Source organism: Kineosporiaceae bacterium SCSIO 59966 (assembly GCA_020881835.1).
GTDB lineage: Bacteria > Actinomycetota > Actinomycetes > Actinomycetales > SCSIO-59966 > SCSIO-59966.
The window spans coordinates 1-26,457 of the sequence record CP052876.1; the positions used below are offsets into that span (position 1 = coordinate 1).

Sequence of the window (26,457 nt, forward strand, 5' to 3'; positions counted from 1 at the left end):
CACAGAGTTGTCCACAGGTGTGGGAAACGGGTGACATGGTTGCGTCGGGTCCTCATCTGCTCCGGGCCCGCCCAAGAGGGTGCTGATGCGGACGGACCGGTCAGGCGCGGTGCTGCTGCTTGATCCGGTTGGTCAGCTCGGTGACCTGGTTGTAGATCGAGCGCCGCTCGGTCATGAGCTCGCGGACCTTGCGGTTGGCGTGCATGACCGTGGTGTGGTCGCGGCCACCGAAGGCCTGGCCGATCTTGGGCAGGGACAGCTCGGTGAGCTCCCGGCACAGGTACATCGCGATCTGCCGGGCGGTGACGAGGACCCGTGAGCGCGACGTCCCGCACAGGTCCTCGATGGTCAGCCCGAAGTAGTCGGCGGTCTGCGCCATGATCGTGGACACCGTGATCTCGCCGGCGTCGTCGTCGGTGATGAGGTCCTTGAGCACGACCTCGGCGAGGGCGAGGTCGACCTCGGCGCGGTTGAGGTTCGCGAACGCGGTGACCCGGATCAGGGCGCCCTCGAGCTCCCGGATGTTGGTGGAGATCTTGCTGGCGATGTACTCCAGCACCTCCGGTGGTGCCTGCAGCCGCTCACCGACCGCCTTCTTGCGCAGGATGGCGATCCGGGTCTCCAGGTCCGGCGGCTGGACGTCGGTGATGAGGCCCCACTCGAACCGGGACCGCATCCGCTCCTCGAAGCCGGAGAGCTGCTTGGGCGGCAGGTCCGAGGTGATGACGACCTGCTTGTTGGCGTTGTGCAGCGTGTTGAAGGTGTGGAAGAACTCCTCCTGGGTCTGCACCTTTCCCTGGAGGAACTGGATGTCGTCGATGAGCAGGACGTCGACGTCCCGGTAGCGGCGCTGGAAGGCGCTCGCCTTGTCGTCCCGGATCGAGTTGATGAACTCGTTGGTGAACTCCTCGGAGTTCACGTACCGCACCCGCACGCCGCCGTAGAGGTGCTGGGCGTAGTGGCCGATCGCGTGCAGGAGGTGCGTCTTGCCCAGCCCGGACTCGCCGTAGACGAACAGCGGGTTGTAGGCCTTGGCCGGGGCCTCGGCGACGGCGACCGCCGCGGCGTGCGCGAACCGGTTGGAGGCACCGATGACGAAGGTGTCGAAGGTGTACTTGGGGTTGAGCCGGGCCGGCTCCACCTCCCGGCCGCGCTCACGCTCACGACGTGAGCCCACCGGCCGGGGCGGGAAGACGTCGGCGACGTCCGGACTGTCGGTGCCGAGCAGGTCGGTGTCCTCGGTGCCGTCGCCGTGGTCGCTGCTGTCGTCGGCGAGGTGGTCCAGGTCGATGGCGGGGTCGACGGTCACCGCGAGCCGCACCGGCTGACCCAGCTGGTCGGCGAGCGCCTCCAGGACCGGTTCACGCACCCGCTGCTCGAGGATCTCCTTGGTCAGCTCGTTCGGGACGGCGAGCAGCGCCGTGCCGTCGAGGACGCCGAGCGGGCGGGTCAGGCGCAGGAAGCCCAGCTGCTGGGCGCTCACCCGGTCGTCCGAGCCGAGGGCGCCGACCACCGTCCGCCAGAGCTGGTGCAGGTCCGTCGGCTCACTCATCGGCGCTGGTCCACGAGCCTGTGCTCCTCCACGACCGGTCCCCCTCTACGACGGTGCCCTGTGCACGTCGGCGCGCGGTGCCGTCGACGCCGGACGGCGACCCGTCCGGCGTCCTAGTAGACCGCATCGGGGACGCTCGCCGTCCACAGGGTTGTCCACACGCTGTGGAGAGACCCGTCCTCGGGGCGTCGCTGGGACCGCGCCCCTGTCCGCGGCCGTGGACGGCGACGGGTGACCGACGGCGCAGGACGGTAACAACACCGCCGCCCCGGGACAAGGGTCGCGGCGAGGTGTTGAGCTGGTCGGCGGCACTCTGTTTGACCCCCGTCGGGGACGGACCGTACCGTGGGGTGCTGCCGTGTCACCGGCCCCTGTCGCATGTCCACGCGCTCTGCGTGCGTGGACGTCCGGTGGCGGCCGACGACCGCCGTCCCCGTGCGCCCCGCACGGTCGGAGCCGTGGAGTGTGGAGAAACAGTGAGCAAGCGGACCTTCCAGCCGAACAACCGTCGCCGCGCCAGGAACCACGGGTTCCGGCACCGGATGCGTACCCGCGCCGGGCGGGCCATCCTGGCTGCCCGTCGTCGCAAGGGCCGCAGCGAGCTCTCCGCCTGATCCGAGTCGCGACGTCGTGCTGCCGGCCGCTCACCGGATGCGCCGGTCGAAGGACATCGACCGGACGGTCCGGCGTGGGGTGCGCGCCGGACGCAGCCGGCTCGTCGTGCACCTGGTCCCGGACCTGCAGCACGGGCCGGACGCTCCGGTGACCGTGGCGTTCGCGGTCTCGCGCGCTGTCGGGAACGCCGTCACCCGCAACCGGGTCCGGCGGCGGCTGCGGCACCTCATGGCCGCCCGTCTCGGGGCCCTGCCCGCAGGGGCCGGGGTCGTCGTCCGCGCCCTGCCCCCGGCGGCGAGCGCCTCGTCCGCCGAGCTCGGCGCGGAGCTGGACTCCGCCGTCCGCGTCGTCCTCCGGCGATCGTCCCGGCACGGGACGTCGTGAACGGCGCCCGGCCGGACGGCGTCCTGGGCCTGCTCCGTCGCCTGCCCGCTCTCGCCCTCATCGGCCTCGTGCGGGTCTACCAGCTGCTGGTGTCGCCGCTGCTGGGGCAGACCTGCAAGTACTACCCGTCGTGCTCGGCGTACGCGGTGGGTGCCCTGCGCGAGCACGGCGCCGTCCGTGGCACCGGTATGGCGGTGTGGCGAGTGCTGCGGTGCAACCCGTGGAGCGCCGGCGGCGTCGACCACGTCCCGCCCCGCCGGGACCGGCAGCCGACCCGCGTGCCGTAGACCTAGACCAGAGACCGGTAGCCGTGCCTGCCGGTTGCTACCCGCCCGACCGCCAGGAGCCCGACCGTGGGAATTCTCAAGCCGCTCGAGATCGCCGTCGCGTGGATCATGGTTCAGTTCCACGCGCTGCTGACGACCCTCGGGATGGACGAGGCGGGCGGCTGGACCTGGGCGCTGAGCATCGTCGGCCTCGTCGTCGTCATCCGCATCCTGCTCATCCCGCTGTTCGTCCGGCAGATCAAGGCGTCCCGCGGCATGCAGCTCATCCAGCCGGAGCTGCGCAAGATCCAGGCGAAGTACAAGGGGAAGACCGACCCGGCCAGCCGTCAGGCGATGACCGAGGAGACGATGGCGCTCTACAAGAGCTCCGGGACGAACCCCTTCTCCTCGTGCCTGCCGATCCTGCTGCAGGCACCGATCTTCTTCGCTCTGTTCCGGGTGCTCAACGAGTACGTCGGCAAGCGGCAGGCCATCGGTCCGCTCACCGAGGAGCTCGCCGTCCAGGCCAACGAGGCGAGCCTCATGGGTGCCCGGCTGTCGTCCACGTTCCTCAACTCGGACGACATCAGCGTCAAGGTGCTGACAGTCATCCTGATCGTCGCGATGTCGGCGACGACGTTCATCACGCAGAAGCAGCTGATGACGAAGAACATGCCGGCCGCGGCGCTGGACAACCCCTTCGCCCAGCAGCAGAAGATCATGCTGTACGCCCTGCCGGTGATCTTCGCCGTGTCGGGCGTGAACTTCCCGATCGGCGTGCTCATCTACTGGCTCACGACGAACCTGTGGTCGATGGGGCAGCAGCTGTTCGTCATCCGGCGGATGCCGGCGCCCGGCTCCCCGGCTGAGAAGGCGCTCCAGGAGCGCAAGGCCCGGCGCGGCCGCGGATCGTCGGCGGTGACGCCGGCCGCCGAGGCCGGGACGACGGCCGGCGGGGGGACGACGCAGGTGATCGAGCCGACCAAGCCCCGGGGTCAGCGGCCGCAGCCCAAGCGCAAGGACCGTCGTCGGTCGGGGACCCGCCCAGCCAAGGGCTCGGGCGGTGGGTCGGGAGCCCGCCGCTCCACCTGACGCCGCTGACCTGCGCTACATCTCCTGCTAGATCCTTCTAGATGCCGCTAGACCCTTCGAGAACCCGCCGAGACGCTGCGAGACCCTGGTGGTCGGCCGACCACCGCACCGACGCAAGGAGCCTGTCGTGACCGACTCCCCTCACCTGACGCCCGACGTGGATGCACCACCGGCGGCGTCCGCTCCCGGCTCGCGGAGCCGCACGGGATCCGGGTCCGCTGCCTCGTCCCGCCTCGAGGAGGAGGGCGACGTCGCTGCGGACTACCTCGAGGAGCTGCTCGACATCGCCGACCTGGACGGCGACATCGACATCGACGTGGAGAACGGACGTGCCACGGTCTCCATCGTGGCCGACCCGGTCGCCTCCCGGTCCCTGCGCGCTCTTGTCGGCCGGGACGGAGAGGTGCTCGAGGCTCTTCAGGAGCTCACGCGACTTGCCGTGCAGACGAGTACCGGTGAGCGCAGCCGGCTCATGCTCGACGTCGCGGGGTACCGGGCCGCCCGCCGTGAGGAGCTCGAGGCCCTCGCCGAGCGCGCCGTCGCCGAGGTGCGGCGCAGCGGGGAGCCGGTGCGGCTCGAGCCGATGACGCCGTTCGAGCGCAAGGTGGTTCACGACGCGGTGGCCGCCGCCGGCCTGCGCAGCGAGTCCGAGGGCGAGGAGCCCGAGCGGCGCGTCGTCGTGCTGTCACCGCAGGAGTGACCATGCAGCGTCGGTACCGGTTCTCCGCGAGGGGCTGCCGGTGACGGACCCGACATCGCCAGCACGCGGTCACGTGGAGCCCGCGCCCGCCGCCGCGTCCACCGTCTTCGGTGCGCGACTGCCCGTCGCGGAGCGTTTCGTCGAGCACCTGGCGACGACGGCCGTCGAGTGGGGCCTGCTCGGCCCCCGTGAGCTGCCGCGACTGTGGAGCCGGCACGTCCTCAACTGCGCAGTGCTCGCCGAGCTCGTGCCCGAAGGTGTGGCGGTCGTCGACCTCGGCAGCGGCGCGGGGCTACCCGGCATCGCGCTCGCCGTCGCGCGACCCGACCTGCGGATCACTCTCGTCGAGCCTTTGGAACGCCGGGTGGCCTGGTTGGAGTCCGTCGTCGCCGACCTGGGCCTCGACGTCGTGGTGCGTCGGGCCCGGGCCGAGGACCTCCACGGCGAGCTCGCCGCGCCGGTCGTCACCGCCCGTGCCGTTGCTCCACTGCGACGTCTCGCGGAGTGGGGGCTGCCGCTGGTCGAGCCCGGTGGGGAGCTGCTGGCGATCAAGGGGCGGACGGCGCGGGACGAGCTGGACGCCGCCCGCCCCGCCCTCAGTCGTCTGGGAGCCGCTGGCGCCGACGTCGTCGAGTGCGGCGCCGACCTCCTGCAGACCCCGACGACCGTGGTCCGGGTTAGGGTCGCGGTCGCCAGCGGACGGACTGGGAGGAGGGCGCGGTGAGTGAGGCGGTCCGTGTCGCACGTGGCCTGGGCTGGCCCGAGCCGGACAGGTCCTCGACCGGTTCCGCACCGCGAGCCCGGCCTACCGGGCTCGGGTGGCCAGGACCGCGTCCGTCCTCGGAGGCCAGCGTCAAGGCCAGCACCGAGGGACATGGACCCGCAGCTGTTTCACGTGAATCGAGCGGCGAGGATCCGGTTCCACGTGAAACGGAGCCGGACGAGGACACTCGGCGCGAGCTCGCCGACGTCATCCCGGAGGCGGATGACACCACCCCCCTGGCCCGCAGTGTCGCCGAGGACGCTCGTCGGCGGATCCAGCTGTCCGGGCGTCGTCTGCCGCGACCGGAGCAGACCCGGGTCCTGACCGTCGCCAACCAGAAGGGCGGGGTCGGCAAGACGACCACCGCGGTGAACATCGCCGCCGCGCTCGCCCAGGCGGGTCTGCAGGTGCTCGTCATCGACACCGACCCCCAGGGCAACGCCTCGACCGCCCTCGGGATCGAGCACCACGCCGAGGTGCCGGGGGTGTACGACGTACTCGTCGAGGGTGTCCCGCTCGCGGACGTCGTCCAGCCCTGTCCCGACGTCCCGGGGTTGCGCGCCGCTCCGGCCACCATCGACCTCGCCGGAGCGGAGATCGAGCTCGTCTCCATGGTCGCCAGGGAGACCCGGCTCCGGCGTGCGCTCGAGACGTTTCTCGAGGGTGCTGAGGAGCGAGGAGAGCCGCGCGTCGACTACGTGCTCATCGACTGCCCGCCGAGCCTGGGCCTGCTCACCGTCAACGCGTTCTGCGCCGCGCAGGAGGTGCTCATCCCGATCCAGTGCGAGTACTACGCCCTGGAGGGACTGACGCAGCTGCTGAAGAACATCGAACTCATCAGAGGTCACCTCAACCCCACGCTGCACGTGTCGACGATTCTGCTGACCATGTACGACGGACGGACCCGGCTGGCCGCCCAGGTCGCCGAGGAGGTGCGCAACCATTTTCCCGACGTGGTGCTGCGGACGACCGTCCCCCGATCGGTACGGATCAGCGAGGCGCCGAGCCACGGTCAGACGGTGATGACCTACGATCCGGGATCAAGTGGCGCGCTGTCCTACCTGGCGGCCGCCCGGGAGCTGGCCGAGCGGGCTGAGCAGCACGGGGCATCTGTGTGACGAACGAGGAGACCATGACGAGCGAGGAGACACGGTGAGCGACAGGCGTCGTGGTCTGGGCCGGGGACTGGGAGCGCTCATCCCGGCCGCCCCTGCCGGTGGCCGACCGGTCGGGGACCGGCCGGTCGACGTGTTCTTCCCGGGCGCCGCGCGGGACGACGAGGCGGAGACCGAGGGGGTCTCTGGTTCTGACACAGGCGGCGGCGCCACCCCGTCCGCTGACAGTCGTGATGGTTTCACGGGAAACGACGACGCGGACGCCGGTGGCACCGCGGCACCGGAGGGTCTGCTGCCGGTACCCGGCGCCCAGTTCGCGGAGATCCCCGTCGACTGGATCCGGCCCAACCCGCGACAGCCTCGCCAGGTGTTCGACGAGGACGCTCTCGCTGAGCTCGTGCACTCGGTCCGGGAGATCGGGGTGCTCCAGCCGATCGTCGTCCGGGAGGTTCCGGACGACGTCCCCGAGGGTGAGTCGCGCTACGAGCTGGTGATGGGCGAACGGCGGTGGCGGGCCGCCCAGCGGGCCGGGCTGGAGACCGTGCCGGCCATCGTCCGGGACACCGGCGAGAACGATCTGCTGCGGGACGCGCTGCTGGAGAACCTCCACCGGGCCGACCTGAACCCGCTGGAGGAGGCCGCCGCCTACCAGCAGCTCCTCGACGACTTCGCCTGTACCCACGACGAGCTGGCCGCCCGCATCGGCCGGTCGCGACCGCAGATCTCCAACACCCTGCGTCTGCTGCGGCTGCCGCCTCTGGTCCAGCGGCGGGTGGCGGCGGGCGTGCTGTCCGCCGGGCACGCCCGGGCGCTGCTCGGGCTGTCCGACGGCGCGGCGATGGAACGACTCGCCCAGCGGATCGTCGCCGAGGGCCTGTCGGTGCGGGCCACGGAGGAGATCGTCGCGGTCGGGGGCGACGACGAGCCACCGGCTCCCCGGCGTCGCCCTCGAGCTGGCGAGCGGCACGAGGCGCTCGACGCGCTCGCCGAGCGGCTGTCCGACCGGTTCGACACCCGGGTCTCCGTCGCCCTCGGACGCCGGAAGGGCCGGTTGACGGTGGAGTTCGCGACCCTCGAGGACCTCAACCGGATCGTCGAGATGCTCGCCCCTGGTGACGCCGGCGTGCTGCGCGGCCGTACCTCGTCGGCGCCCGACCAGGACTGAGCCGGACACTCCTGCCCGGCAGTCCTGGGCTCCCGCATCGATTGCGCACGGAGACCGAGGCGTGGCCTCGTTCCTCTTGTACCTTCTGCTCTTCAGTGATGTCGTGCGGAAGTACGCGACTGGAGGCGGTGCTCGCGTCGGGTGTGGAAAGCCAGGTTCACCGAGCCGCACCGACGAGCCGTCGAGCCGGCGGGACGACAACGGAACTGTGACTCGAACGTACGTACGACAACTGACAGCCTGCCTCGCTCTCGACGGGCTGCCGCCGCCTGCCTCGCCCCGGTCCTCGACAAGGCCGGGTCCGTCCTCACCCCCGTCGGGCGAGGGCCCGCTCGACGAGTCGCCGGTACACCCAGCCGTGGTCGTCACCGGCGGCGGTGAGTCCCTGCGGCAGCAGTGACAGCTCCGTCATGCCGGGCGCGACGTTGGTCTCCAGGAACCACGGCGTGCCCTCGGCGTCGACGATGAGGTCCGTCCGGGACAGGTCGCGCAGGCCGAGCGTGCGGTGCGCGGTGAGCGCTGCCTCGGCTGCCGCGCTCGCCGCCTTCTCCTCGAGCCGGGCCGGAACGAAGTACTCGGTCCCGCCGGCGGTGTACCGGGCGTCGTAGCCGTAGACCGTGCCGGCGGCAGGCACGATCTCCACCGCGGGCAGGGCGCGCGGTGCCTCCTCGTCGGCGACCACGCTGACGGCCACCTCCGTGCCGCGAACCGCGCGCTCGACGAGGGCGACCTCGCCGTAGCCGTAGCAGTCGACCATCGCCCGCGGCAGCTCCGAGGGCTCCTCGACGACGCTCACCCCCAGCGCGGAGCCGCCGCGGGCCGGCTTGACCGCCAGGGGCAGCCCGAGCCGGTCGACGAGGGCTGCGAGCACCGCCCGCGCCCCGAGCTCACGGAACACCGAGTGCGGCAGGGCCACCCCGGTCGGCACGGCGAGCCCGGCTGCGGCCACCACGGACCGCGCCACCGGCTTGTCGAACGCCCGGCGGCACGCGGCCGGCTCGGCGCCGACGTACGGCAGGTCGAGCAGCTCCAGGACGTCGCGGACCGCGCCGTCCTCGCCGGTCGAGCCGTGCAGCAGCGGCCACACGACGTCCGGACGGTCGGACTCGAGGGAGGGCAGGAGGTCCGCGTCGACGTCGCGGGTGGTGACCTCGCAGCCGGCGGCGCGCAGCGCCTCGGCGACACGGCGCCCCGACCGCAGCGACACGTCACGCTCGTGGGACAGGCCGCCGGCCAGCACGAGGACTCGGGGACCGGTGCCGCTGCTCGCCATCGTCGGGCTCCTCGGTTCTTGTCGGACCTGGCTCGTCGTCGGGGTCGTCGTCGGGGCGTCACCTGGAGGGTCGGCCTGGCGGTCAGGTGACGTCCGGCCCGGGGGCGTCGCCGGCGGGACCGCGGCCGGTGGCGCCCGGGGCGGCACCGAACGTGTCGATCAGCTCGGTCTCGGCCCGGACCACCTCGGCCAGGCGCCGCACCCCCTCGGTGATCCGGTCGGGGGAGGGGTAGCAGTACGACAGCCGCAGGTGGCTGCCTCCGGAGCCGTCGGCGTAGAACGCCGTCCCGGGCACGTAGGCGACCCGCTCGGTGACCGCGCGCGGCAGCATGGCAGCGGCGTCCAGGCCGGCCGGCAGGCCGAGCCACACGTAGAACCCGCCGCCGGGCACGGTCCACGACGCGGTCGGCAGGTGGTCCTCCAGTGCCGCCAGCATCGCGTCCCGCCGCTCGAGGTACTGCTCCCGGAACGCCTTGATCTGCCCCCGCCAGTCGTGGCGGGACAGGTAGCCGGCCACGGCCGCCTGGGCGAACGCGCTGGGGCACAGGATGGCCGCCTCGCTGGCCAGCACGAGCCGGTCCCGGACGCCGGGCGGGGCCAGGGCCCAGCCGACCCGCAGCCCGGGCGCGAAGGTCTTCGAGAACGTCCCGAGGTACACGACCCCCTCGGCGTCCGTGGCCCGCAGGGCCGGCAGCGGGTCGCCGGAGAACCCGAGCAGGCCGTAGGGGTTGTCCTCCAGGACGAGGACGCCGTGGCGGCGGGCGGTCTCCAGCACGGCGGCCCGGCGCCCGGCCGCGAGCGTGACGCCGCCGGGGTTGTGGTGGTTGGGCACGGTGTAGAGCAGCTTGACCCGGCGGCCCTCGGCCCGCAGCCGGGTCAGCGTCTCCTCCAGCGCGACCGGGTCGAGGCCGTCGGCGTCCATCGGCACGTGGACGACGTCGGCCTGGTAGGCGGAGAACACCCCGAGCGCCCCGACGTAGCTCGGTGCCTCCGCGACCACGACGTCCCCCGGGTCGACGAACACCCGGGTGACGAGGTCGAGCGCCTGCTGGGAGCCGGTGGTGACGACGACGTCCTCGGCGGACGCCGCGATCCCCTCCTCAGCCATCACCTCGGTGATCAGCTCCCGCAGCACCGGGTCTCCCTGGCCGGACCCGTACTGCAGCGCGGTGGCCCCGGAGGTGCGCACGAGGTCGTCGACGACGTCGGCGACGGCGTCCATCGGCAGCGCCGCGAGGTTCGGCATGCCCCCCGCGAGTGAGACCACTTCCGGACGGTTGGCGACCGCGAACAGGGCGCGGATGGCGGACGCCGTCATCCCGCGGGTGCGGGTGGCGTACGTGTCCACCCACGGGTCGAGCCGGTTCCCCGTGGCCATCGGGTCCCTCCCTCGCCGTACGATGTTTCCTACCCGCCTCGCGTGCAACCCGCACCGGCGGGCCGCTGCAGCAGATCGTCGCCTGGGAGTGTCGCATGGGAGTCGCCCGGACCGTCGCTGCGGGGCTGTTTGCGGGCGCCGTCGTGGCGTTCGTGGCGGAGCTGCTCCGGCCGCGCCGCCGGCGTCGTCCCGTGGCGGGCGGCTGACGGTCGGGGAGGATGAGCCGCTTCCTCGCCCCGCTGACGCTGGACCGTCTGGACGACCTCCCGGCGGCCTGCCGCCGCTGCGTGCACTGGGAGCTCGACCCGGTGGCCGGCGAGCGCGCCGTCCGGGCCGGGGACGCCGCCTTCGAGAAGGAGGCCTGGCTGTCCGCGGTGCTGCTGGAGTGGGGCACCGCAGGCCGCATCGCCTACGTCGACGACGTCCCGGCCGGGTACGTCACGTACGCGCCCCCCGCGTTCGTGCCCCGCTCGACGGCGTTCCCGACCTCCCCGGTGTCCCCGGACGCGGTGCTGCTCATGACCGCGGCCGTGCTGCCCCTGTACCGGGGTGGGGGCCTGGCCCGGATGCTCGTCCAGGGTGCGGCGAAGGACCTCACCCGGCGCGGGCTGCGGGCCATCGAGGCGTTCGGGGACGCCTCCCCGCCTGCGGTCCCGCCTGACCCGGCGGACGTCCGGACGGCTGAGGCCCCCCCGGGGGGCTGCGTCGTCCCGGCGGAGTTCCTGCTCGCGGTCGGCTTCACCACCGTGCGGCCGCACCCCCGTTACCCGCGGCTGCGGCTCGACCTGCGCACGGCGCTGTCCTGGCGGGAGGACGTCGAGGCCGCGCTGGAGCGGATTCTCGCCGGGGTGCGCCACCCCGTGCTCACCGGCTCCTGATCAGGTCCTGATCAGGCAGGGCCGTCGGCCGCCCGGACCCGGGCCAGGACGTCGTCCACGCGCAAGGTCCCGGTCGCCGGGTCCTCGTCCTCGGGCAGGAAGAGCCGCTGGACGGCGACGAGCAGGGCCTCCGCGCAGGTGTCCCGGAACGCGGGGTCGGCCAGCCGGCGGGCGTCGCCGGGGTCGGTGAGGTAGCCGAGCTCGACCCGCACCGCGGGCATCCGGGTGAGCCGGAGCAGGTCCCAGGTGCGGGCGTGGGTCCGGCAGTCGACGAGGTCGGTGCGGGCGACGAGCTCGCGCTGCACGAGGTCGGCGAGCCGGGCCCCGACCGGTGACCGGGTGCCGACGCGGGGGTCGCCCCAGTACGACGTGGCCACCCCCTGCCCCGCGGTGCCCGTGGCGGCGTCACAGTGCAGGGAGACGAACAGGTCGGCGCGGACGTCGTCCGCCAGCCGCGCCCGGTCCCTGGTGCTCGGGTTCTGCCCCGCCCCCCGGGTCAGCACCGCCGTCACCCCCGAGGCGGCGAGCCGGCCCTCGAGGCGCAGCGCGAGGTCGAGGACGACGTCCGCCTCCCGCAGCCCGTTCCCGACGGCACCGGGGTCGTCCCCGCCGTGACCCGGGTCGACGACGACGACGCGGCCCACCAGGCTGCTGCCCGACCGGCGCACCCGCTCGGTGTCCCGCAGTGCGCCGACGTCACCGCCGCGCACGGTCCGCTGGAGCCGTTGCAGGGCCCGCAGCGTCGCCGGGCCGCAGGTGCCGTCCGGGGTGAGGCCGAGACCGCGCTGCAGCTCGCGCAGCGCCCGCTCGGTGGCCGGGCCCAGCACGCCGTCCACCCGGTCGTCGAGCAGGCCCAGCGAGCTCAGCCGCTCCTGCAGGGCGGTGACGTCGTCGCCGTGCACCAGGTGGCCGGGGGTGTAGCGCAGGATCCGGTCGCCGAGCCGCCACCGGGCGGCGTCCAGGGCGCGGGACGTCTCGGCGCCGACCACCCCGTCGGAGGTCAGCCCCCGCTGCTGCTGGAAGCCCCGGACGGCGCGCTCGAGGCGGGCGTCGAACAGCCCGGGGTCCTCGCCGGGAGCGGTGGCGCAGTCCAGGCCGACGGCGGCGAGCTGCTCGCGCACGGCGGCGACCCGCGGCCCCCGGTCACCGCGGCGCAGCAGCTCGTCGAGACGTTCCACCCGGACCCCCACCTCTGCACCCGGACACCCACGCCGGCAGGTTCCGGCGATGCTACGCCGGAACGGTCCGGTCCGCCCGGAACACCCGGTCGCGCGGAGGGACTGCGCCGGCGCTCAGCCGAGGAACTCGGCGAGGTCCTTGACCAGCACCGGCTTGGGCCGGGCGCCGATGACGGTCTTGACGAGCTCCCCACCCCGGTAGACGTTGAGGGTCGGGATGGAGGTGACGCCGTAGGACGCCGCGGTCCGCGGGTTCTCGTCCGTGTTGAGCTTGACGACCTTGATCTTGTCGGCGTACTCCTCGGCGAGCTCCTCGAGGATCGGGGCGACCTGGCGGCACGGGCCGCACCACGGAGCCCAGAAGTCCACGAGGGTCGGCTTGTCGGACTGCAGGACCTCGGCCTCGAAGGTGGCGTCGGTCACGGCCTGGGTGGCGCCCACGGGGCGTCTCCTCTCGGTCGGGTGCGGACAGGGATGTCGTGCAGACAGTCACCGTACGGCAGGCCGGTGACAGCGGTGGTGGGCCTGCTCAGGGCCGCAGACCGGCGGGCTCGGCCGGCTCGGGGCGGCCCGCCGCCTGGGCGACGTCCTGGTCCGGGTCGCCGGCTTCCCCGCGGGCGGCGAGGAACCGCTCGGCGTCCAGCGCCGCGACGCAGCCCGAGCCGGCTGCGGTGACCGCCTGCATGTACTCGTGGTCGACGACGTCACCGCAGGCGAACACGCCGGGCACCGACGTCCGGGAGGACCGGCCCTCGACCGCCACGTACCCCTTCTCGTTGAGCGCGACGACGTCCTTGAACAGCTCCACCCGCGGGTCGTGGCCGATCGCCACGAACAGCCCGCCGACCTCGAGGTCCCGCTCCTCGCCGGTGACGGTGTCCCGCAGCCGGATACCGGTGACCTTGTCCTCGCCGAGGACGTCGACCACCTCGGAGTTCCAGGCGAACCGGATCTTCGGGTCCTTCATCGCCCGCTCCTGCATGATCTTCGATGCCCGCAGCGAGTCGCGGCGGTGCACGATCGTCACCGACCGGGCGAACCGGGTGAGGAAGGTCGCCTCCTCCATCGCCGAGTCACCTCCGCCGACGACGGCGAGGTCCTGGTCGCGGAAGAAGAAGCCGTCGCACGTCGCGCACCAGCTGACGCCGTGCCCGGAGAGCCGGCGCTCGTTCTCCAGCCCGATCTCCCGGTAGGCCGACCCGGTCGCCAGGATCACGGCGTGGGCCCGGTACACCGCGCCGCTGCCGGTGGTGACCGTCTTCACCTCGCCGGTGAGGTCGAGCGCCACCGCGTCGTCCCAGACGAGCTCGGCGCCGAAGCGCTCGGCCTGGCGCTGGAAGCGCTCCATCAGCTCGGGACCCATGAGGCCCTCGGGGAAGCCGGGGTAGTTCTCCACCTCGGTGGTGTTCATCAGCGCGCCACCGGCGGTCACCGACCCGGTGAGCACGAGCGGCTGGAGGTTGGCCCGGGCCGTGTACAGCGCCGCGGTGTAGCCCGCGGGCCCGGAGCCGACGATGATGACGTCGCGGATCTGGTCGGTGGTCTGTTCGCTCACTGCCTCGCCTGCCTGCTTCCGGTCGGGGCCCGCGGATACCGCGCGGGGTATGTCTGACGGTCCGTGGCGGTCAACTGATCGTAGGCCCCGGCTGTTCCCGCCTCAGCCGGTGACGGACGCGTAGTGGACGAGGCCGTCCGCGCCGGGGGCGCAGGTGCGCTCCACCACCCACACCCCGCGCCGGTCGCCCTCGTCGAGGACGATGACGGCGACCGGCTCCCCCTGCCAGGTGGCGAGGTCGACCACCTGCGGCACCGCGCCCGGGGCGCCGAGCGCCACCAGGCACTCGGCGAGCCCCTGCGGCGTCGCCACCGGCTCCTCGACGGGCGCCGCCAGCGTCCCCGCCGGGCCGTCGGCGGACTCCTCGGCGGGCTCCTGGGCGGGCTCCTCGGCCCGCTCCTGCGGGTCGTTCAGCAGGGCCAGCACCTGCCGGGGCAGGGTGTCCGGCCCGTAGTCGGTGCCGCTGCGCAGGACCGGGGTGGCCGCGGCCCCGGCCACCTCACCTGCGGCGTCGGTGCTCTCGGCCTGGTCCGACGCACTGGTCGCCTGGTCCGACCCGGAGCCGCCGATCAGCTGGCCGGCGGTCAGCGCGCTGCCGGCGAGGACGACGAGGCCGGCGGCGACGGTCGCCCAGCGCGGGACCCTCGGCTGCGGCCGCTGCAGCGGGACGACGGTGGTGCCGGTGGTGCCCCCGGCCGGCTCCGGGCCGGCTGCCGCCGCGACCAGCGCGGCGGCGATCCGCGTGTCGAGGTCCGCCGGCGGCGGCGGGACGTCACGGCCCGCCGTGCGCAGCAGCTCGCGGACCGTCGCCATCTCCGCCACGAGAGCGGCGCAGGTCGCGCAGTCCCGGACGTGCGCGCGGACCTCGGTCGCCTCGGCGGAGGCGTCCGGCTCCGCCCCGGGCCCGAGCAGGAGGTCGAGCTCCTCGGGTGCGGGGTGGGCGCGGCCGGCGTCCGTGCTCACGTCGGGTCTCCGGGGGTGCGGGGAGCGGGCTGGGTCGGTGTCGCGGGCTGGGTCGGTGTCGCGGGGGACGTCGGGTTCGAACGGGGCGTCGGGGACGTCGGGGTCGAACCGGTCGTCGGTGGTGGGACGTCCTCGGCGACGGCAGGGTTCCCCGGACGCAGCGCCTGCGCCAGCGCGGCGCGACCACGGGCGCACCGTGACTTCACCGTGCCCTCGGCGATCCCGAGGACCTGGGCGGCCTCCGCGACGGTGAGGTCGTGCAGGTCGACGAGGACCAGCGCGACCCGCTGGTGCTCGGGCAGCCGGGCGAGCGCCGCGTGGACGTCGAGGCGCGCCTCGGTCGCGGCATGGTCGTCCCGGCGGTCCGCCACGTCGGCCGGCGGGAGCGGGTCGGTGCGCCGGGCCCGGGCCCGGCGCACCCGGTCCAGGCAGGCGTTGACGACGATCCGGTGCAGCCACGTCGTCACGGCCGCGTCACCGCGGAAGGAGCCGGCGTGCCGGAACGCCGACACCAGCGCCTCCTGCAGCGCGTCGGCGGCCTCCTCCCGGTCGCCCAGGGTGTGCACGGCCACCGCCCACAGCCGGTCGCGGTGCCGTCGGACCAGCTCGCCGAAGGCGTCCGGGTCGCCGTCGGCGTGGGCGGTGAGGAGGTCCCGGTCGCTCCTGCCGTCCCCGTGGTCCCGCAGACCCCGGTCGCCGACCTCGCCCGCCACCGTCAGCGCACCCCGACCGTGGCCAGCTCGACCCGGTAGTCGCCACCGACCTGCGGCAGCGTGGTGAACCACAGCACGAGGTACTGCGTCTCCACCGGCGTCTCGAGATCGATCGCCTGAGCCTCGCCGGTCGTCTCCACGGTGGCGAGCACCTCGGAGTCCTCCACCCCCGGACCGGGGGCGCTGCGGACCTCGACGACCCCGCCGCTGCCGCGGACGAGGAGGTCGACGCCGGAGACGAGACTGGGCCGGCCGAGGTCCACCGCGAGGCCCAGACCGTCCTTGAGGTTGCCGAAGGCCGCGGTGCTGTACGTGCTGGACGTCCAGGCCGTGGCGTCGTCACCGTCGACGGCACGCGGCGCCTCGCCGTCGTTCTCCTCCCCGTCCCCGAGCGGGTCGAGGGTGCGCACTCCCTGGACCTGCGGGGCCGGCAGCTGCGGGCTCGCGGTGGCGGTGGGCGTCCGCGTCGGCGTCGGCGTCGGCTCCACGGACGGTGCCGCGGACGACGTCGGGGTCACCGGTGCGGCGGCAGGGTCGCGCTCACCGATGGTGCGCAGCGACCCGACCGCCAGGTACAGGCCGGCGACGACGAGGGCGGCGACGACGACCAGTGCGACCGCGGTCTGCGTCCGCCGGGAGCGGCCGACCGTGACGTCGTCGTCCGGCAGCCCTGCGCCGCCGGCGGGATCCGGCGACGAGAAGGCCGCTGTCGGCCCGGTGGTCCCGGCGGCCAGCTGCACCGGGAACCGGCTCGGTGGTCGCGTCCCAGGCTCCTCGACGTCCGGCCCCTCGACGTCCGGGCCGGTGACGACGGCGTCGTCGACGGTCGTGCTGCGGTCCCACGGGGCCAGCTCGTCGGCGAGCTCGGCCGGGGTGCGCGGACCGTCGCCGTGCGGGCCGAGCGTGACGGCGCACAGCGTGTCGAGGTCGTTCGGCACCCCGGGCACGATGTCCGCCGGCGGGACCGGGCGGCCGGCGACCAGCGGCGCGGCCGGCACGCCGTCGACGCTGCCGAACGGCCAGCGTCCGGTGAGCCCGGCGTACAGCAGCGCCACCAGGCCGACCGCGTCCGCCCGGCTGGCCGCCGCGGCGTCGTGCGGGTCGACGTCCTCGCGGCTGTCCGGCGGTCCGGCCAGGGTGGCGTCCACGGCCAACCCGGCCACCTTCACCGCCCCGTCGGTGCCCAGCACGAGGGAGGCGGGCGTCAGCCGGGTGTGGTGCAGGCCCGCCTGCGAGGCGGTCGCCAGGGCCCGGGCCGCCTCGCCGACCAGGACCCGCACCCGGGCGGCGGGGAGCGGACCGGACCGCAGCCGCTCGGCGAGAGACTCCCCGGCGACGAGCTCGGAGACGACGTAGGCGACCTGTCCCGTCCCAGGACCCGTGCCGACGGTCTCGGTGCCCACGTCGAGCACCCGCAGCAGCCGAGGGTCGTCGACGACGGCGGCGCGCCGGGCCGCGTCCAGGGCGTCCGCGGCCGCCTGCCCGCTCACCACCCGGACGCCGACAGGCCGCTCCAGGGCGACGTCGACGGCCCGCCACAGCGAGGTGCCCGGGGCGACCTGCAGCCGTTCCTCGAGCCGGAACCGCCCCGCCAGGACCGTGCCGTGGCCCACGCCGTCCAGGACCGTCACCTCCACCTGAGTCTGCGCCGACCGGGCGCGCCGGGGCGTCCGTCGCCGCGGCGCCCTCATGCTAGGTGCCGGCGGTGCTCGGCAGGCCCGGCGCCGGCCGTGTCGCCCGGTCGGTCGTGGTGGAGCGTCAGGGCAGCGGGTGGCCCTCGACGTGCGCCTCGACGTGCGCCCAGTCCGCGATCCAGCCGATCCGGTGGACGACGAACGTCGTGGCGTCCCGGCCGACGACGAGCCGGACCGTCCCGTCCGGCAGGGCCTCGAAGGACTGCGGCGGCACCTCGTTGAGCGGGTTCGCCTCCGTCGCCGCGGACAGCGCCGCGGTGTAGGCGGACTGGACGCTGCGGGTGCGGCCGAGGTCGGTGCTCGCCTCGCGGGCGGCCAGGGCACCGTCGTCCTCGACGGCCAGGCGAGACACCCCGATCGACACCGCGTCGAACGCGACGACGCCGACGACCGCCCCGACGACGACGAGCTTGGTCAGCCAGCCCACGATGATGCCGCCGGCGTCGTCCCGGCGGCGGGCACGGACCCCCTCCACGGCCTGCGCATCGGCACCCGGCGGCCCCGACTTGAGCCCGGCCCTACCGGACCTCGCCGCGCCGTCCCGGTCGGGCGAACCGGCGCAGCCCGGGCACCCGGCGCAGGACGGCGTCGAGCTCGTCGACGTGGAGCACCCGCAGCGCGAGCAGGTAGGTCAGGGTGATCGCCGAGCCGGCGAGGAGCGCGGTGCCGAGCGCGCCGGTCCGGCTGGACCAGGTGAGGTCGGACAGCACGGCGGAGACGCCGACGCCGACGAGTCCGGCGACGGTCCCGGCGGCCAGCAGCCGGACGTGGGTACGGACCACCCGGGCGGTGTCCAGCCCGCCGAGCCGGCGGCGCAGCAGCACCGCGGACAGCACGGCCCCGACGACGTGCGCGACGCTCATCGCGACCGCCACCCCGACCACCATGGCCCGCGGCGGGAGCAGCGCCCAGGCCAGCACGTTGCCGACCGACCAGACGGCGACGACCACGGCCTGGACGACGAACGGCGTCCGGGCGTCCTCGAAGGCGTAGAACGCCCGGTTGAGCAGGTACGAGGCGCTGAACGCCACCAGGCCGAGGGCCATCCCGGCGGCGACCCGGGCGATCGCCTGCGCCTCGGCGTCCGTGGCCTGGGCGCTGATCAGCCGGCCCGCCGGGCCGGCCAGCACGAGCAGGCCCACCGTCGCCAGCACCGAGGCCACGCCCAGCACCCGCAGCCCGCCGGAGACGTCCCGGCGGACGGCGGCGACGTCCCCGTCCGCGGCGGCACCGCTCATCCGGGTGAACAGGGCCGTGACGAGGGAGACCGCGATCAGCGAGTGCGGCAGCATGAACAGCAGGTACGCCAGCCCCCAGGCCGCGTAGCCGGGGGTCTGCGCGGCGAGCTGCGGGGGCAGGTCCTTGGTCGCCTCCCGTGCGGCGGCGGCGATGTTCGTCACGAGCAGGTAGCCCAGCTGCCCGACCAGGACACCGGCGAACGTCCACGACGCGACCCGGCCCGCCGTCCCCAGACCCATCCCGCGCCACCCGCCCCGCGGACGGAAGCGGAAGCCGGTCCGGCGCAGCGGGACGACGAGCACCAGCGCCTGCGACACCACGCCGAGGGTGGCCGTGCCAGCCAGTACGGCGATCCGCTCGGGGGTCCAGTCCTCGACCGGGTGCGCGGCGGCGCCGGAGCCGAAGAGCGCGACGAACACCAGCAGGCCGCCGATCGCGACGACGTTGTTGAGTGCCGGCGCCCACATGTACGGGCCGAAGGACCCACGGGCGTTGAGCACCTGGCCGAGCAGCGTGTACAGCCCGTAGAAGAACACCTGGGGCAGGCACCACAGGGCGAAGGCGACGGTGAGCGCGAGCAGGTCCCCGTCGAAGTCGTTGGCGTACAGCGTCACGACCAGCGGTGCGCCGACGGTGAGCCCGACGGCCAGGGTGAGCAGGACCGCCAGGGCGACCGACAGCAGCCGGTCGGTGTACTCCTGGCCGCCGTCGCCGCGCCGGGCCGCCCGCACGATCTGCGGGACCAGGACGGCGTTGAGGACACCGCCGGCGATGAGCATGTAGAGGTTGTTCGGGATGGTGTTCGCCAGGGCGAAGGCGTCCGCGGCGGGGGCGTTGACGCCGATCGCCCACGCCAGCACCGCCGCACGGACGAACCCGAGCACCCGCGAGGTCGCGGTCCCCGCCGCCATCACCGCCGTGGAGCGCAGCAGGCTCACCGGACCACCCCGGTGGACTCGCTGCGCCGTCGGCCGCGGCGGATGGTGCGGACCAGGCCGCTCACCAGGACGAGTGCCAGGACGGCGCCGACGACGAGCAGGCCCCGGGTCTCCCAGTCGGCGCGCACCCGCACCGGGACGACCACCGGGGACCCCAGCGAGGTGCCGTCGGGCGCGGACAGGGCGATCTCCACCTCGGTGTCGCCGTTCGCCACGGCACGCACCGGGACGGCGACGCGCTGCGCCCCGCCCGCGTCGACGACGACCTCCACCGGGTCGTCGGCGACCAGCCGCGGGCTGCGCGGCTGTACCGACACGACGACCGACACGTCCTGGTCCAGCTCGTTGGCGACGGTGACCGGCAGGTCGGCGGCGGCCGACACGACGTTCACCGTGCTGCCCTCGACGACGTGGACGCCGGACACCACCTGCTCGGCCCGGGCGCCGAGCTCCGCGACGGCGTCCTGCCAGGCGGGCCTGGCCTCCCGCCAGGACACCGACGTGGCCGCCACGGCCGAGGCCTCGGCGGACTCGAGCACGTCCTGCGGGCGGCTCAGGGCGGAGGAGACCCGGCGAACCTGTTCCAGCGCCTCCGCGACCTGGCGCAGGCCCTCGGCGGGCAGGGCGGCGGAGCGGCCGGTGGCGGACTGGCGGACCGCTGCCCGCTCCACCTCGGGCGGGGCGGCGTCGAGCAGCGCGTCGAGGGGGGCCGGACGGGTCCACGGCGTCCCGGTCAGCGTGGCGAAGGCGTCGGCGGCGGCGTCCGGGGACGGGTCCCACCCGCGGGGCAGGGTGACGAGCAGGTGCGGGACGTCGTCCCCGGCCGCCCGGGCCAGCACCGCCGTCTCGGCGGCCAGCCGGGACCGGGCCAGCACGTCGCCGTCGCCGTCCGTCGCGTCGGTGAGCACCGTGGACAGGGAGGTGTCGGCGAGCAGGCCGTCGAGCCGGTCGGTGCCGGCCGGCACCGTGCTGCGGCCGGAGACCACCGCGTCCGGGTCGAGCGGCGGGTGGGCTCCGGCGCCGAGGACGACGGCGGTGGCCCCGGCCCGGACGGCGAGGGCGAGGGTCTGCTCGTCCGCCCCGCCCCCGGCCGGCCACGCCGCCTCGGCCCGGACCGGGCTGTCAAGCAGGTCACCGACGGCGTCCCGGCCCTGGCGGCGCGCCAGCGCGTAGAGGTCCCCGGCCTGCCCTCCGGCGGCCGCGAGGGCGACCAGGTCCGGGTCCCACTGCGGCAGGGCCAGCACGTCACGTCCGTCGGCGGCGTCCCGGGCCGCGGCCAGCCACTGCTGGCCGGCCGGGGTGTCCGCCGCCGAGCGGAGCAGGCCGGGGTCGACCGCCCACGCGGCGTGCGACGGCGAGGTCGCGGCGAGCAGGCGCCCGAGCCGACCGTCGTCGGCGGTGAGCGCGTCCACGGCGGACGCCGGCAGGCGGGCGCTCGCCACGTCAGGGGGGCCCGCGGTCACCGGGACGAGCACCGACAGCGGCATCCGCTCGTCCGCCGGGACCTCCTCGCGGGGGTCCCAGACGGTGAACGCGCGGGCCACCGCCGCCTGCTCGAAGCTCGGGCGGCGCAGCACCTCCAGGGTCAGGCCGCGCGGTCCCCAGGCCACCGCGGCGGTGGACAGCCCGAGGGCCTCGGCCGGTGCGCTCAGGGTGATCCCGGCGGTGCCGCCCGGCGGGAGCTCGTCGATCCGGGTCTCCGCGAGCGGCTGGTTGCCCGCTCGGATGCCCGACCGGTTCTGCGCCCACGCGTCGACGGCGTCCCGGGTGGGCAGCCGCACGGTGTAGGCCTGCAGGCGGACGAGCAGGTCGGTGGCGGCGACCCCACCGGTGTTGCGCAGGGTCGCGGTCACCGCCACCTCCCCGCCGGGGCGCAGCACGGTGGGGGTCACCTCGTGGACGTCGAGGACGATCCGGTCGCCGACCGGAGCCGGGTCCTGCGGTGGGGCGGGGACACCGTCTTGTCCCGCCGCCGGCACCGTGGCGGGCAGGACGGTGAGCAGCGCGAGCACCACGACGAGCAGCAGGCGGCCCCTCATCGCCTGGCCGTCACGCACTGTCCGCGAGCAGCGCGGTCGCAGCCCGGGCGATCCTCCGCTCGTTGGCGAAGGCCAGCCGGGACCCGAGCTCGTCGATCGGCACCCACTCGACGTCGACCGCCTCGGCGTCCGGGTCCCCCTCCACGGTGAGGCGACCCCCCGTCGCCTCCAGCAGGTAGTGGTGCACGGTCTTGTGGATCCTGCGGCCCTCGACCGCGAACCAGTAGTCGATGGTGCCGAGATCGCCGACCACTCGGCCGCGGATGCCGGTCTCCTCCTCGATCTCCCGGACGGCCGCCTGCTCAGGCGTCTCGGCGCCCTCGAGGTGACCCTTCGGTAGGCACCACTCGAGCCGCCCGGCCCGGTTGACCCGCGCGATGACGGCCACGGTCGGCGGGCTGGCGGCGAGGTCGACGACCAGCCCGCCCGCCGAGGTCTCCTCGACCGTGCGCCAACGGCCGCCACGGGGCCGGGCTCGACGGGGGGCGGCGGGCATGCGGCTCACTGTAACCAGCGGCCCTGCCGCGGCCCTGGTCCGACGTCCCGGCCCGGTCTGGCAGGCTTGGACGTCGTGCCCCAGCAGAGCTCGACCCCCGGCCAGACCGGTGACGTGGCCCCCGACCCGGTCCGTGCGGCGTTCGAGGCCGCCCGGGCGGACGCCGTCGCAGCCGTGCTCCGCAACGCGCCGGTGGTCGTCGAGCTGGGCGAGCTGTTCTCCCGGGCCGGGCACGAGGTGGCCCTGGTCGGCGGGCCGGTGCGGGACGCGCTGCTCGGGCGCCTCGGCGACTCGGTGTTCGACCTCGACCTGGCCACCAGCGCGCGCCCGGAGGAGACCCTCGCGCTGCTGGCGCCGTGGGCGGACGCGCACTGGGACATCGGTCGGGAGTTCGGCACCATCGGCGCCCGCAAGGGCGACCTCGTCGTCGAGGTCACCACCTACCGGTCCGAGGTGTACGACCCGTCCTCCCGCAAGCCCGTCGTCGCCTACGGGGACACCCTCGAGGGCGACCTGTCCCGGCGCGACTTCACCATCAACGCGATGGCCCTGCGGCTGCCCGAGATGGAGTTCGTCGACCCGTTCGACGGGACGACGGACCTGGCCCGGGGGCTGCTGCGGACGCCAGGGTCGCCCGAGCAGTCCTTCGACGACGACCCGCTGCGGATGATGCGCGCGGCCCGGTTCGCCGCCCAGCTCGGCGTCCGGGTGGCCCCGGACGTGCTCGCGGCGATCCAGGCGATGGCCGGCCGGATCGAGATCGTCTCGGCCGAGCGGGTGCGCACCGAGCTGGAGAAGCTCGTGCTCGCCCGGGACCCGCGAGCCGGCCTCGAGCTCATGGTCTCCACCGGCCTGGCCGACCACGTGCTGCCCGAGCTGCCGGCGCTGCGGCTGGAGATCGACGAGCACCACCGGCACAAGGACGTCTACCAGCACACCCTGACCGTGCTGGACCAGGCGATCGCCCTCGAGGACGGCCCCGAGGGGCCGGTCCCCGGGCCGGACCTCGTGCTGCGGCTGGCCGCGATCTTCCACGACGTCGGCAAGCCGGCGACCCGACGCTTCGAGCCCGGCGGCGGCGTCTCCTTCCACCACCACGAGGTGGTCGGTGCGAAGCTCACCGCCAAGCGGATGAAGGCGCTGCGGTTCGACAAGAGCACGATCAACCAGGTGTCGACGCTGGTGGCGCTGCACCTGCGCTTCCACGGGTACAGCGAGGGGCGGTGGACGGACTCCGCGGTCCGCCGGTACGTCGCCGACGCCGGTCCGCTGCTCGAGCGCCTGCACCGGCTGACCCGCGCGGACTGCACCACCCGCAACCAGCGCAAGGCGGCCCGGCTGTCCCGTGCCTACGACGACCTCGAGCAGCGGATCGCCGAGCTGCGCCAGCGCGAGGAGCTGGCAGCGGCACGCCCCGACCTGGACGGCAACCAGATCATGGAGATCCTCGGGGTGCGACCGGGCCCGGTCGTCGGCCGCGCCTACAAGCACCTGCTCGAGCTGCGGCTCGACCGGGGGCCGATGAGCGAGGAGGAGGCCCGGGCCGCGCTGCTGGAGTGGTGGGCGCAGCAGCCCGAGTCCCGGTCCTGACCCGGCCGGTCCTGTCCTCCACAGCCCCCGGCCACGTCCCGTCGTCCACAGCCCGGGACCGGTGACCCGTCCCGTCCGCCGGTTCGGTCCACGCTCGCCGGCATGGCGGACACGGACAGGGACGACGTGGGGAGCCGGCGGCTGCTCCGGCTGGTGTGGGCGCTGCTCGTCGCGGTCGCCAGCGTGCTGGGGCTCGGCGCCACCGGGGTCTGGGCCCAGGTGGACGAGCGGAACCGAGGTCCCGGTCTGGCCCACCCGGCGACGTGGCTGGGCAGCCACGGCACGTTCGGCGGTGACCCGTGGGCGTGGTGCGTCGACGCAGGCCGGGCCGCCCCCGAGCCGGGCTTCACCTGGACCGGCCGGCCGCTCGAGGCGCCCCGCACCAGCTACCTGCTGACCCGGTACGCGGCCCAGGAGACCGACGAGGTCCACGCCGCGCTCGCCTACCTCGTGCACACCTCCGCGGAGCTGCCGCACGACCCCCGCACGCGGGTACCGTCCGAGCCGCCGACCCTGCACGGGGTGGACCTGGGCCCCACGGTGCGCGCCCTGGCCGCGGAGGCGGCCGCAGCCGCGGGGCCCTACGACCTCCAGGTGTCCCTCGACGTCGACCCGCAGGCCCGGTCTGCGACGGCCCGGGTGCTGCTGGCCAGCGCCTCCGGCGCCCCGGTCGCCGGGTGGCCGGTCGACGTGACCGTCACGGGCCCGGCCGAACCGGCCGGGGACGGCGGGGACGCTGGGGGCACCGAGGAGCCGCGGGTGTCCGCAACTCGCCCGCTCGAGGTGCCTCTGCGCCTCACCGGGGACGGCACGGTCACCGTGGCGGCGAAGGCCACGGTGCCGGCCGGCACGGTCACGCTGCACACCGCCGACCGGGCCGGCGTGCAGCGCGTGGTCACCCCGGTGCCACCGGTCCCGGTGACCGGGCAGGCCACCGCGGACGTGCTGCTGCCGTTCGCGCCGTCCGTGGTGACCCGCACCTCCGCGGAGCGCGTCACGGCCGGGACGCCGGTCACCGACCACCTCGAGGTCGGCCTCGTCGAGGGGACGTGGCCCGACGGCCACGCCGTGGTCGTCACCTCGACGCTGTGGGGACCGTTCCCCGAGGCCCCGGCACCGGCACCGGAGGCACCCCCGGGCGCACCGGCAGTGGGCACGGTGGAGACCGTGGTGACCGGCCCGGGCAGGTACGAGACCCCGCCGCTCACGCCGGAGCACCCGGGCTGGTACGTCTGGACCGAGCGGGTGCCCGCTGACGAGCGGCAGCCCGGGTGGGCCGGCCGGTTCGGGCTGGCCGCCGAGACGACGCTCGTCGAGGCGCCCGCGCCACCGGAGCCGACCGTGCCCCCGGTGCCGGAGGGCGCACCGCCGCCGAGCCCGGCACCTCCCGAGGCCACGGCACCGCCGCAGGTGCCCGCACCGCCGGAGGCGTCAGCCCCACCGGAGGTGTCAGCCCCACCGGAGGCGACGGTTCCCCCGGCCGTGCCCGAGCTGCCGCGCACCGGCGGTGTCGCGGTGGTCCCGGCCATCGCCGGCGCAGCCCTCGTCGGGCTCGGGATCAGCGCCCTGGCCGCAGCAGGTGCCGGTAGGCCAGCCCCGCCCCGGCGTACCAGAGGGCGATACCGGCGTACAACCAGCGGGCGTACCCGTCGTCCGGGACGATGAGCACCGAGAGCGCGGCGGCCCCGACGAAGGCGGCGTTGTAGATGGCGTCGTAGAGCACGAACACCCGCCCGCGGAAGGCGTCGTCCACCTCGTGCTGGACGATCGTGTCCACGCTGATCTTCAGTCCTTGCGCGGCCAGCCCCAGCACCAGGCCGACGACGACGGCCCAGGCGGTCGAGACACCGACGACGAGCGTGGCCTGGGTGGCGGCGGCCAGCAGCAGGGTCGCGCTGACCCACGCGGGGGCGCCGAGCCGCCGGACCACCACCGGCGTGACCACCGCCGCCGCCACGAACCCCACCCCGGACGCCGCGACGACCACGCCCAGCGTGGCCAGCGCGGCGTCCGGGTCGCCGGGCGGGTTCAGCCGGTTCCGGGACAGCAGGATGAGTGCGATGAACGTCACGGCGAAGGCGAGCCGGTGTGCTCCCACCGACAGCAGCGACCAGCCCGCGACCGGCCGGTCGCGGACGTGCCGGACGCCGGCGACGAGATCGGCGACGAGCCGGCGCAGCGCCTCGGCCGCGGACACTCGCTCCGGTTCGTCGGGCCCCAGGCTCCGCCGCCCCAGCCGGGTGGCCAGCAGGGCCGCCGTCAGGCACACCGCGACGACGACCCCGAGGAGCTGGGCGTCGCCGGTGTCGCCGTCCGGGAAGGCGGGGCGCACGGCGAACCCCACGGTCGCCCCGACGAAGGCGCTGGCACTGCCGATCGTCGGGCTCACCGCGTTCGCCGTCACCAGCCGGTCGGCGGCCACGACGTGCGGCAGGGCGGCGGACAGCGCCGCGAGCAGGAACCGGTTGACCGACAGGGCCAGCAGCACGAGCCCGTAGAGCACCGGACCGGTCCCGAGCTCGACCAGCGCCCACCCGGTCGCCGTGACGGTCACCGCCCGGACGACGTTCCCCCAGACGAGGACCTGCCGGCGCTGCCAGCGGTCCAGCAGCACCCCCGCCCACGGTCCGACCAGGGTGAACGGCAGGAGCAGGACGGCGAACGCCGAGGCGACCCCGGCGGTCGTGGCCTGTCGCTCCGGGGAGAAGAAGAACAGCGACGCCAGCGCCACCTGCATCAGCCCGTCGCTGCCCTGGCTCGTCACCCGGACGGCGAGCAGCCGGCGGAACCCCGGTCCGGCGAGGACGGCACGCAGGTCGCCGAGGGCGGTGCCGGGAGGGGTCACGCGGTCAACCTAGGGGCGGCCGGTGC

Annotated in this window: 25 protein-coding genes; 11 read left to right on the forward strand and 14 right to left on the reverse strand. The window is 74.7% G+C overall.

Annotated elements, in window-relative coordinates; genetic code table 11:
* Positions 1-100: 100 nt before the first annotated feature.
* A complete protein-coding gene (gene dnaA, locus HJG43_00005; GenBank protein UER53208.1) occupies positions 101-1,552 on the reverse strand; it encodes a chromosomal replication initiator protein DnaA in 1,452 nt (483 codons plus the stop codon).
* Between the two features lie 476 nt (positions 1,553-2,028).
* Between dnaA and rpmH the strand changes: the two genes are divergently transcribed.
* From rpmH to HJG43_00045, 8 genes are all read left to right on the forward strand, one after another.
* Positions 2,029-2,166 carry a 50S ribosomal protein L34 gene (gene rpmH, locus HJG43_00010; GenBank protein ID UER53209.1) on the forward strand — a complete coding sequence of 46 codons (138 nt, stop codon included), beginning with the start codon at positions 2,029-2,031 and terminating at the stop codon, positions 2,164-2,166.
* Positions 2,167-2,182: 16 nt separating this feature from the next.
* Positions 2,183-2,551, forward strand: coding sequence for a ribonuclease P protein component (rnpA, locus tag HJG43_00015; GenBank protein UER53210.1), 369 nt, complete (start codon positions 2,183-2,185; stop codon positions 2,549-2,551).
* Complete coding sequence (yidD, locus tag HJG43_00020; GenBank protein ID UER53211.1) at positions 2,548-2,838, forward strand: membrane protein insertion efficiency factor YidD; 291 nt, start codon at positions 2,548-2,550, stop codon at positions 2,836-2,838. Before rnpA ends, yidD begins: the two co-directional genes overlap by 4 nt.
* A 108-nt stretch (positions 2,839-2,946) precedes the next feature.
* Positions 2,947-3,909: a membrane protein insertase YidC gene (gene yidC / locus HJG43_00025; protein UER55557.1), complete on the forward strand. Its 963-nt coding sequence runs from the start codon at positions 2,947-2,949 to the stop codon at positions 3,907-3,909.
* 157 nt (positions 3,910-4,066) lie between these two features.
* The gene (locus HJG43_00030; GenBank protein UER55558.1) at positions 4,067-4,609 is read left to right on the forward strand and encodes a single-stranded DNA-binding protein; all 543 of its coding nucleotides are present in this window, start codon (positions 4,067-4,069) and stop codon (positions 4,607-4,609) included.
* A gap of 73 nt (positions 4,610-4,682) precedes the next feature.
* Positions 4,683-5,333 carry a 16S rRNA (guanine(527)-N(7))-methyltransferase RsmG gene (gene rsmG, locus HJG43_00035; GenBank protein ID UER53212.1) on the forward strand — a complete coding sequence of 217 codons (651 nt, stop codon included), beginning with the start codon at positions 4,683-4,685 and terminating at the stop codon, positions 5,331-5,333.
* A gap of 26 nt (positions 5,334-5,359) precedes the next feature.
* A complete protein-coding gene (locus HJG43_00040) occupies positions 5,360-6,490 on the forward strand; it encodes a ParA family protein (GenBank protein ID UER55559.1) in 1,131 nt (376 codons plus the stop codon).
* A 34-nt stretch (positions 6,491-6,524) separates the two neighbouring features.
* Complete coding sequence (locus HJG43_00045; protein ID UER53213.1) at positions 6,525-7,652, forward strand: ParB/RepB/Spo0J family partition protein; 1,128 nt, start codon at positions 6,525-6,527, stop codon at positions 7,650-7,652.
* Positions 7,653-7,959: 307 nt separating this feature from the next.
* On the opposite strand, the gene HJG43_00050 is transcribed toward HJG43_00045, so the two are convergent.
* Both HJG43_00050 and HJG43_00055 read right to left on the reverse strand, forming a co-directional pair.
* Positions 7,960-8,925 (reverse strand): D-alanine--D-alanine ligase, encoded by a 966-nt coding sequence (locus HJG43_00050; GenBank protein UER53214.1) that lies wholly within the window; start codon positions 8,923-8,925, stop codon positions 7,960-7,962.
* Between the two features lie 82 nt (positions 8,926-9,007).
* Positions 9,008-10,303 (reverse strand): PLP-dependent aminotransferase family protein, encoded by a 1,296-nt coding sequence (locus HJG43_00055; GenBank protein UER53215.1) that lies wholly within the window; start codon positions 10,301-10,303, stop codon positions 9,008-9,010.
* Between the two features lie 218 nt (positions 10,304-10,521).
* On the opposite strand from HJG43_00055, the gene HJG43_00060 reads away from it, so the two are divergent.
* Entirely contained in the window at positions 10,522-11,181 is a 660-nt protein-coding gene (locus HJG43_00060; GenBank protein ID UER53216.1) for a GNAT family N-acetyltransferase, read from the forward strand.
* Between the two features lie 11 nt (positions 11,182-11,192).
* Here HJG43_00060 and HJG43_00065 read toward each other — a convergent pair whose 3' ends face one another.
* The 10 genes from HJG43_00065 to HJG43_00110 form a co-directional block, all read right to left on the reverse strand.
* Positions 11,193-12,341 (reverse strand): N-acetylmuramoyl-L-alanine amidase, encoded by a 1,149-nt coding sequence (locus tag HJG43_00065; GenBank protein ID UER55560.1) that lies wholly within the window; start codon positions 12,339-12,341, stop codon positions 11,193-11,195.
* Positions 12,342-12,473: 132 nt separating this feature from the next.
* Positions 12,474-12,800, reverse strand: a complete 327-nt coding sequence (gene trxA / locus HJG43_00070) for a thioredoxin (GenBank protein UER53217.1) — start codon at positions 12,798-12,800, stop codon at positions 12,474-12,476.
* An 88-nt stretch (positions 12,801-12,888) separates the two neighbouring features.
* Complete coding sequence (gene trxB, locus HJG43_00075) at positions 12,889-13,914, reverse strand: thioredoxin-disulfide reductase (GenBank protein UER53218.1); 1,026 nt, start codon at positions 13,912-13,914, stop codon at positions 12,889-12,891.
* A gap of 102 nt (positions 13,915-14,016) precedes the next feature.
* Positions 14,017-14,877 carry a hypothetical protein gene (locus tag HJG43_00080; GenBank protein ID UER53219.1) on the reverse strand — a complete coding sequence of 287 codons (861 nt, stop codon included), beginning with the start codon at positions 14,875-14,877 and terminating at the stop codon, positions 14,017-14,019.
* Positions 14,874-15,563: an RNA polymerase sigma factor SigM gene (sigM, locus tag HJG43_00085; protein UER55561.1), complete on the reverse strand. Its 690-nt coding sequence runs from the start codon at positions 15,561-15,563 to the stop codon at positions 14,874-14,876. The genes HJG43_00080 and sigM overlap by 4 nt, the downstream gene beginning before the upstream one ends.
* A 29-nt stretch (positions 15,564-15,592) precedes the next feature.
* A complete protein-coding gene (locus HJG43_00090; protein UER53220.1) occupies positions 15,593-17,221 on the reverse strand; it encodes a hypothetical protein in 1,629 nt (542 codons plus the stop codon).
* 127 nt (positions 17,222-17,348) lie between these two features.
* Positions 17,349-17,759, reverse strand: coding sequence for a hypothetical protein (locus HJG43_00095; protein ID UER53221.1), 411 nt, complete (start codon positions 17,757-17,759; stop codon positions 17,349-17,351).
* 43 nt (positions 17,760-17,802) lie between these two features.
* On the reverse strand, positions 17,803-19,434 hold the full coding sequence (murJ, locus tag HJG43_00100) for a murein biosynthesis integral membrane protein MurJ (protein UER55562.1): 1,632 nt from the start codon (positions 19,432-19,434) through the stop codon (positions 17,803-17,805).
* 23 nt (positions 19,435-19,457) lie between these two features.
* Entirely contained in the window at positions 19,458-21,500 is a 2,043-nt protein-coding gene (locus HJG43_00105) for a hypothetical protein (GenBank protein UER53222.1), read from the reverse strand.
* Positions 21,501-21,510: 10 nt separating this feature from the next.
* Positions 21,511-21,996, reverse strand: coding sequence for an NUDIX hydrolase (locus HJG43_00110; GenBank protein UER53223.1), 486 nt, complete (start codon positions 21,994-21,996; stop codon positions 21,511-21,513).
* Positions 21,997-22,110: 114 nt separating this feature from the next.
* Here HJG43_00110 and HJG43_00115 point away from each other — a divergent pair, with 114 nt between their 5' ends.
* Both HJG43_00115 and HJG43_00120 read left to right on the forward strand, forming a co-directional pair.
* A complete protein-coding gene (locus HJG43_00115; protein UER55563.1) occupies positions 22,111-23,586 on the forward strand; it encodes a CCA tRNA nucleotidyltransferase in 1,476 nt (491 codons plus the stop codon).
* A gap of 102 nt (positions 23,587-23,688) precedes the next feature.
* Positions 23,689-25,251 carry a hypothetical protein gene (locus HJG43_00120; protein UER53224.1) on the forward strand — a complete coding sequence of 521 codons (1,563 nt, stop codon included), beginning with the start codon at positions 23,689-23,691 and terminating at the stop codon, positions 25,249-25,251.
* On the opposite strand, the gene HJG43_00125 is transcribed toward HJG43_00120, so the two are convergent.
* The gene (locus HJG43_00125; protein UER53225.1) at positions 25,145-26,431 is read right to left on the reverse strand and encodes an MFS transporter; all 1,287 of its coding nucleotides are present in this window, start codon (positions 26,429-26,431) and stop codon (positions 25,145-25,147) included. The two genes, HJG43_00120 and HJG43_00125, sit on opposite strands and share 107 nt — an antisense overlap.
* Between the last annotated feature and the right edge of the window lie 26 nt (positions 26,432-26,457).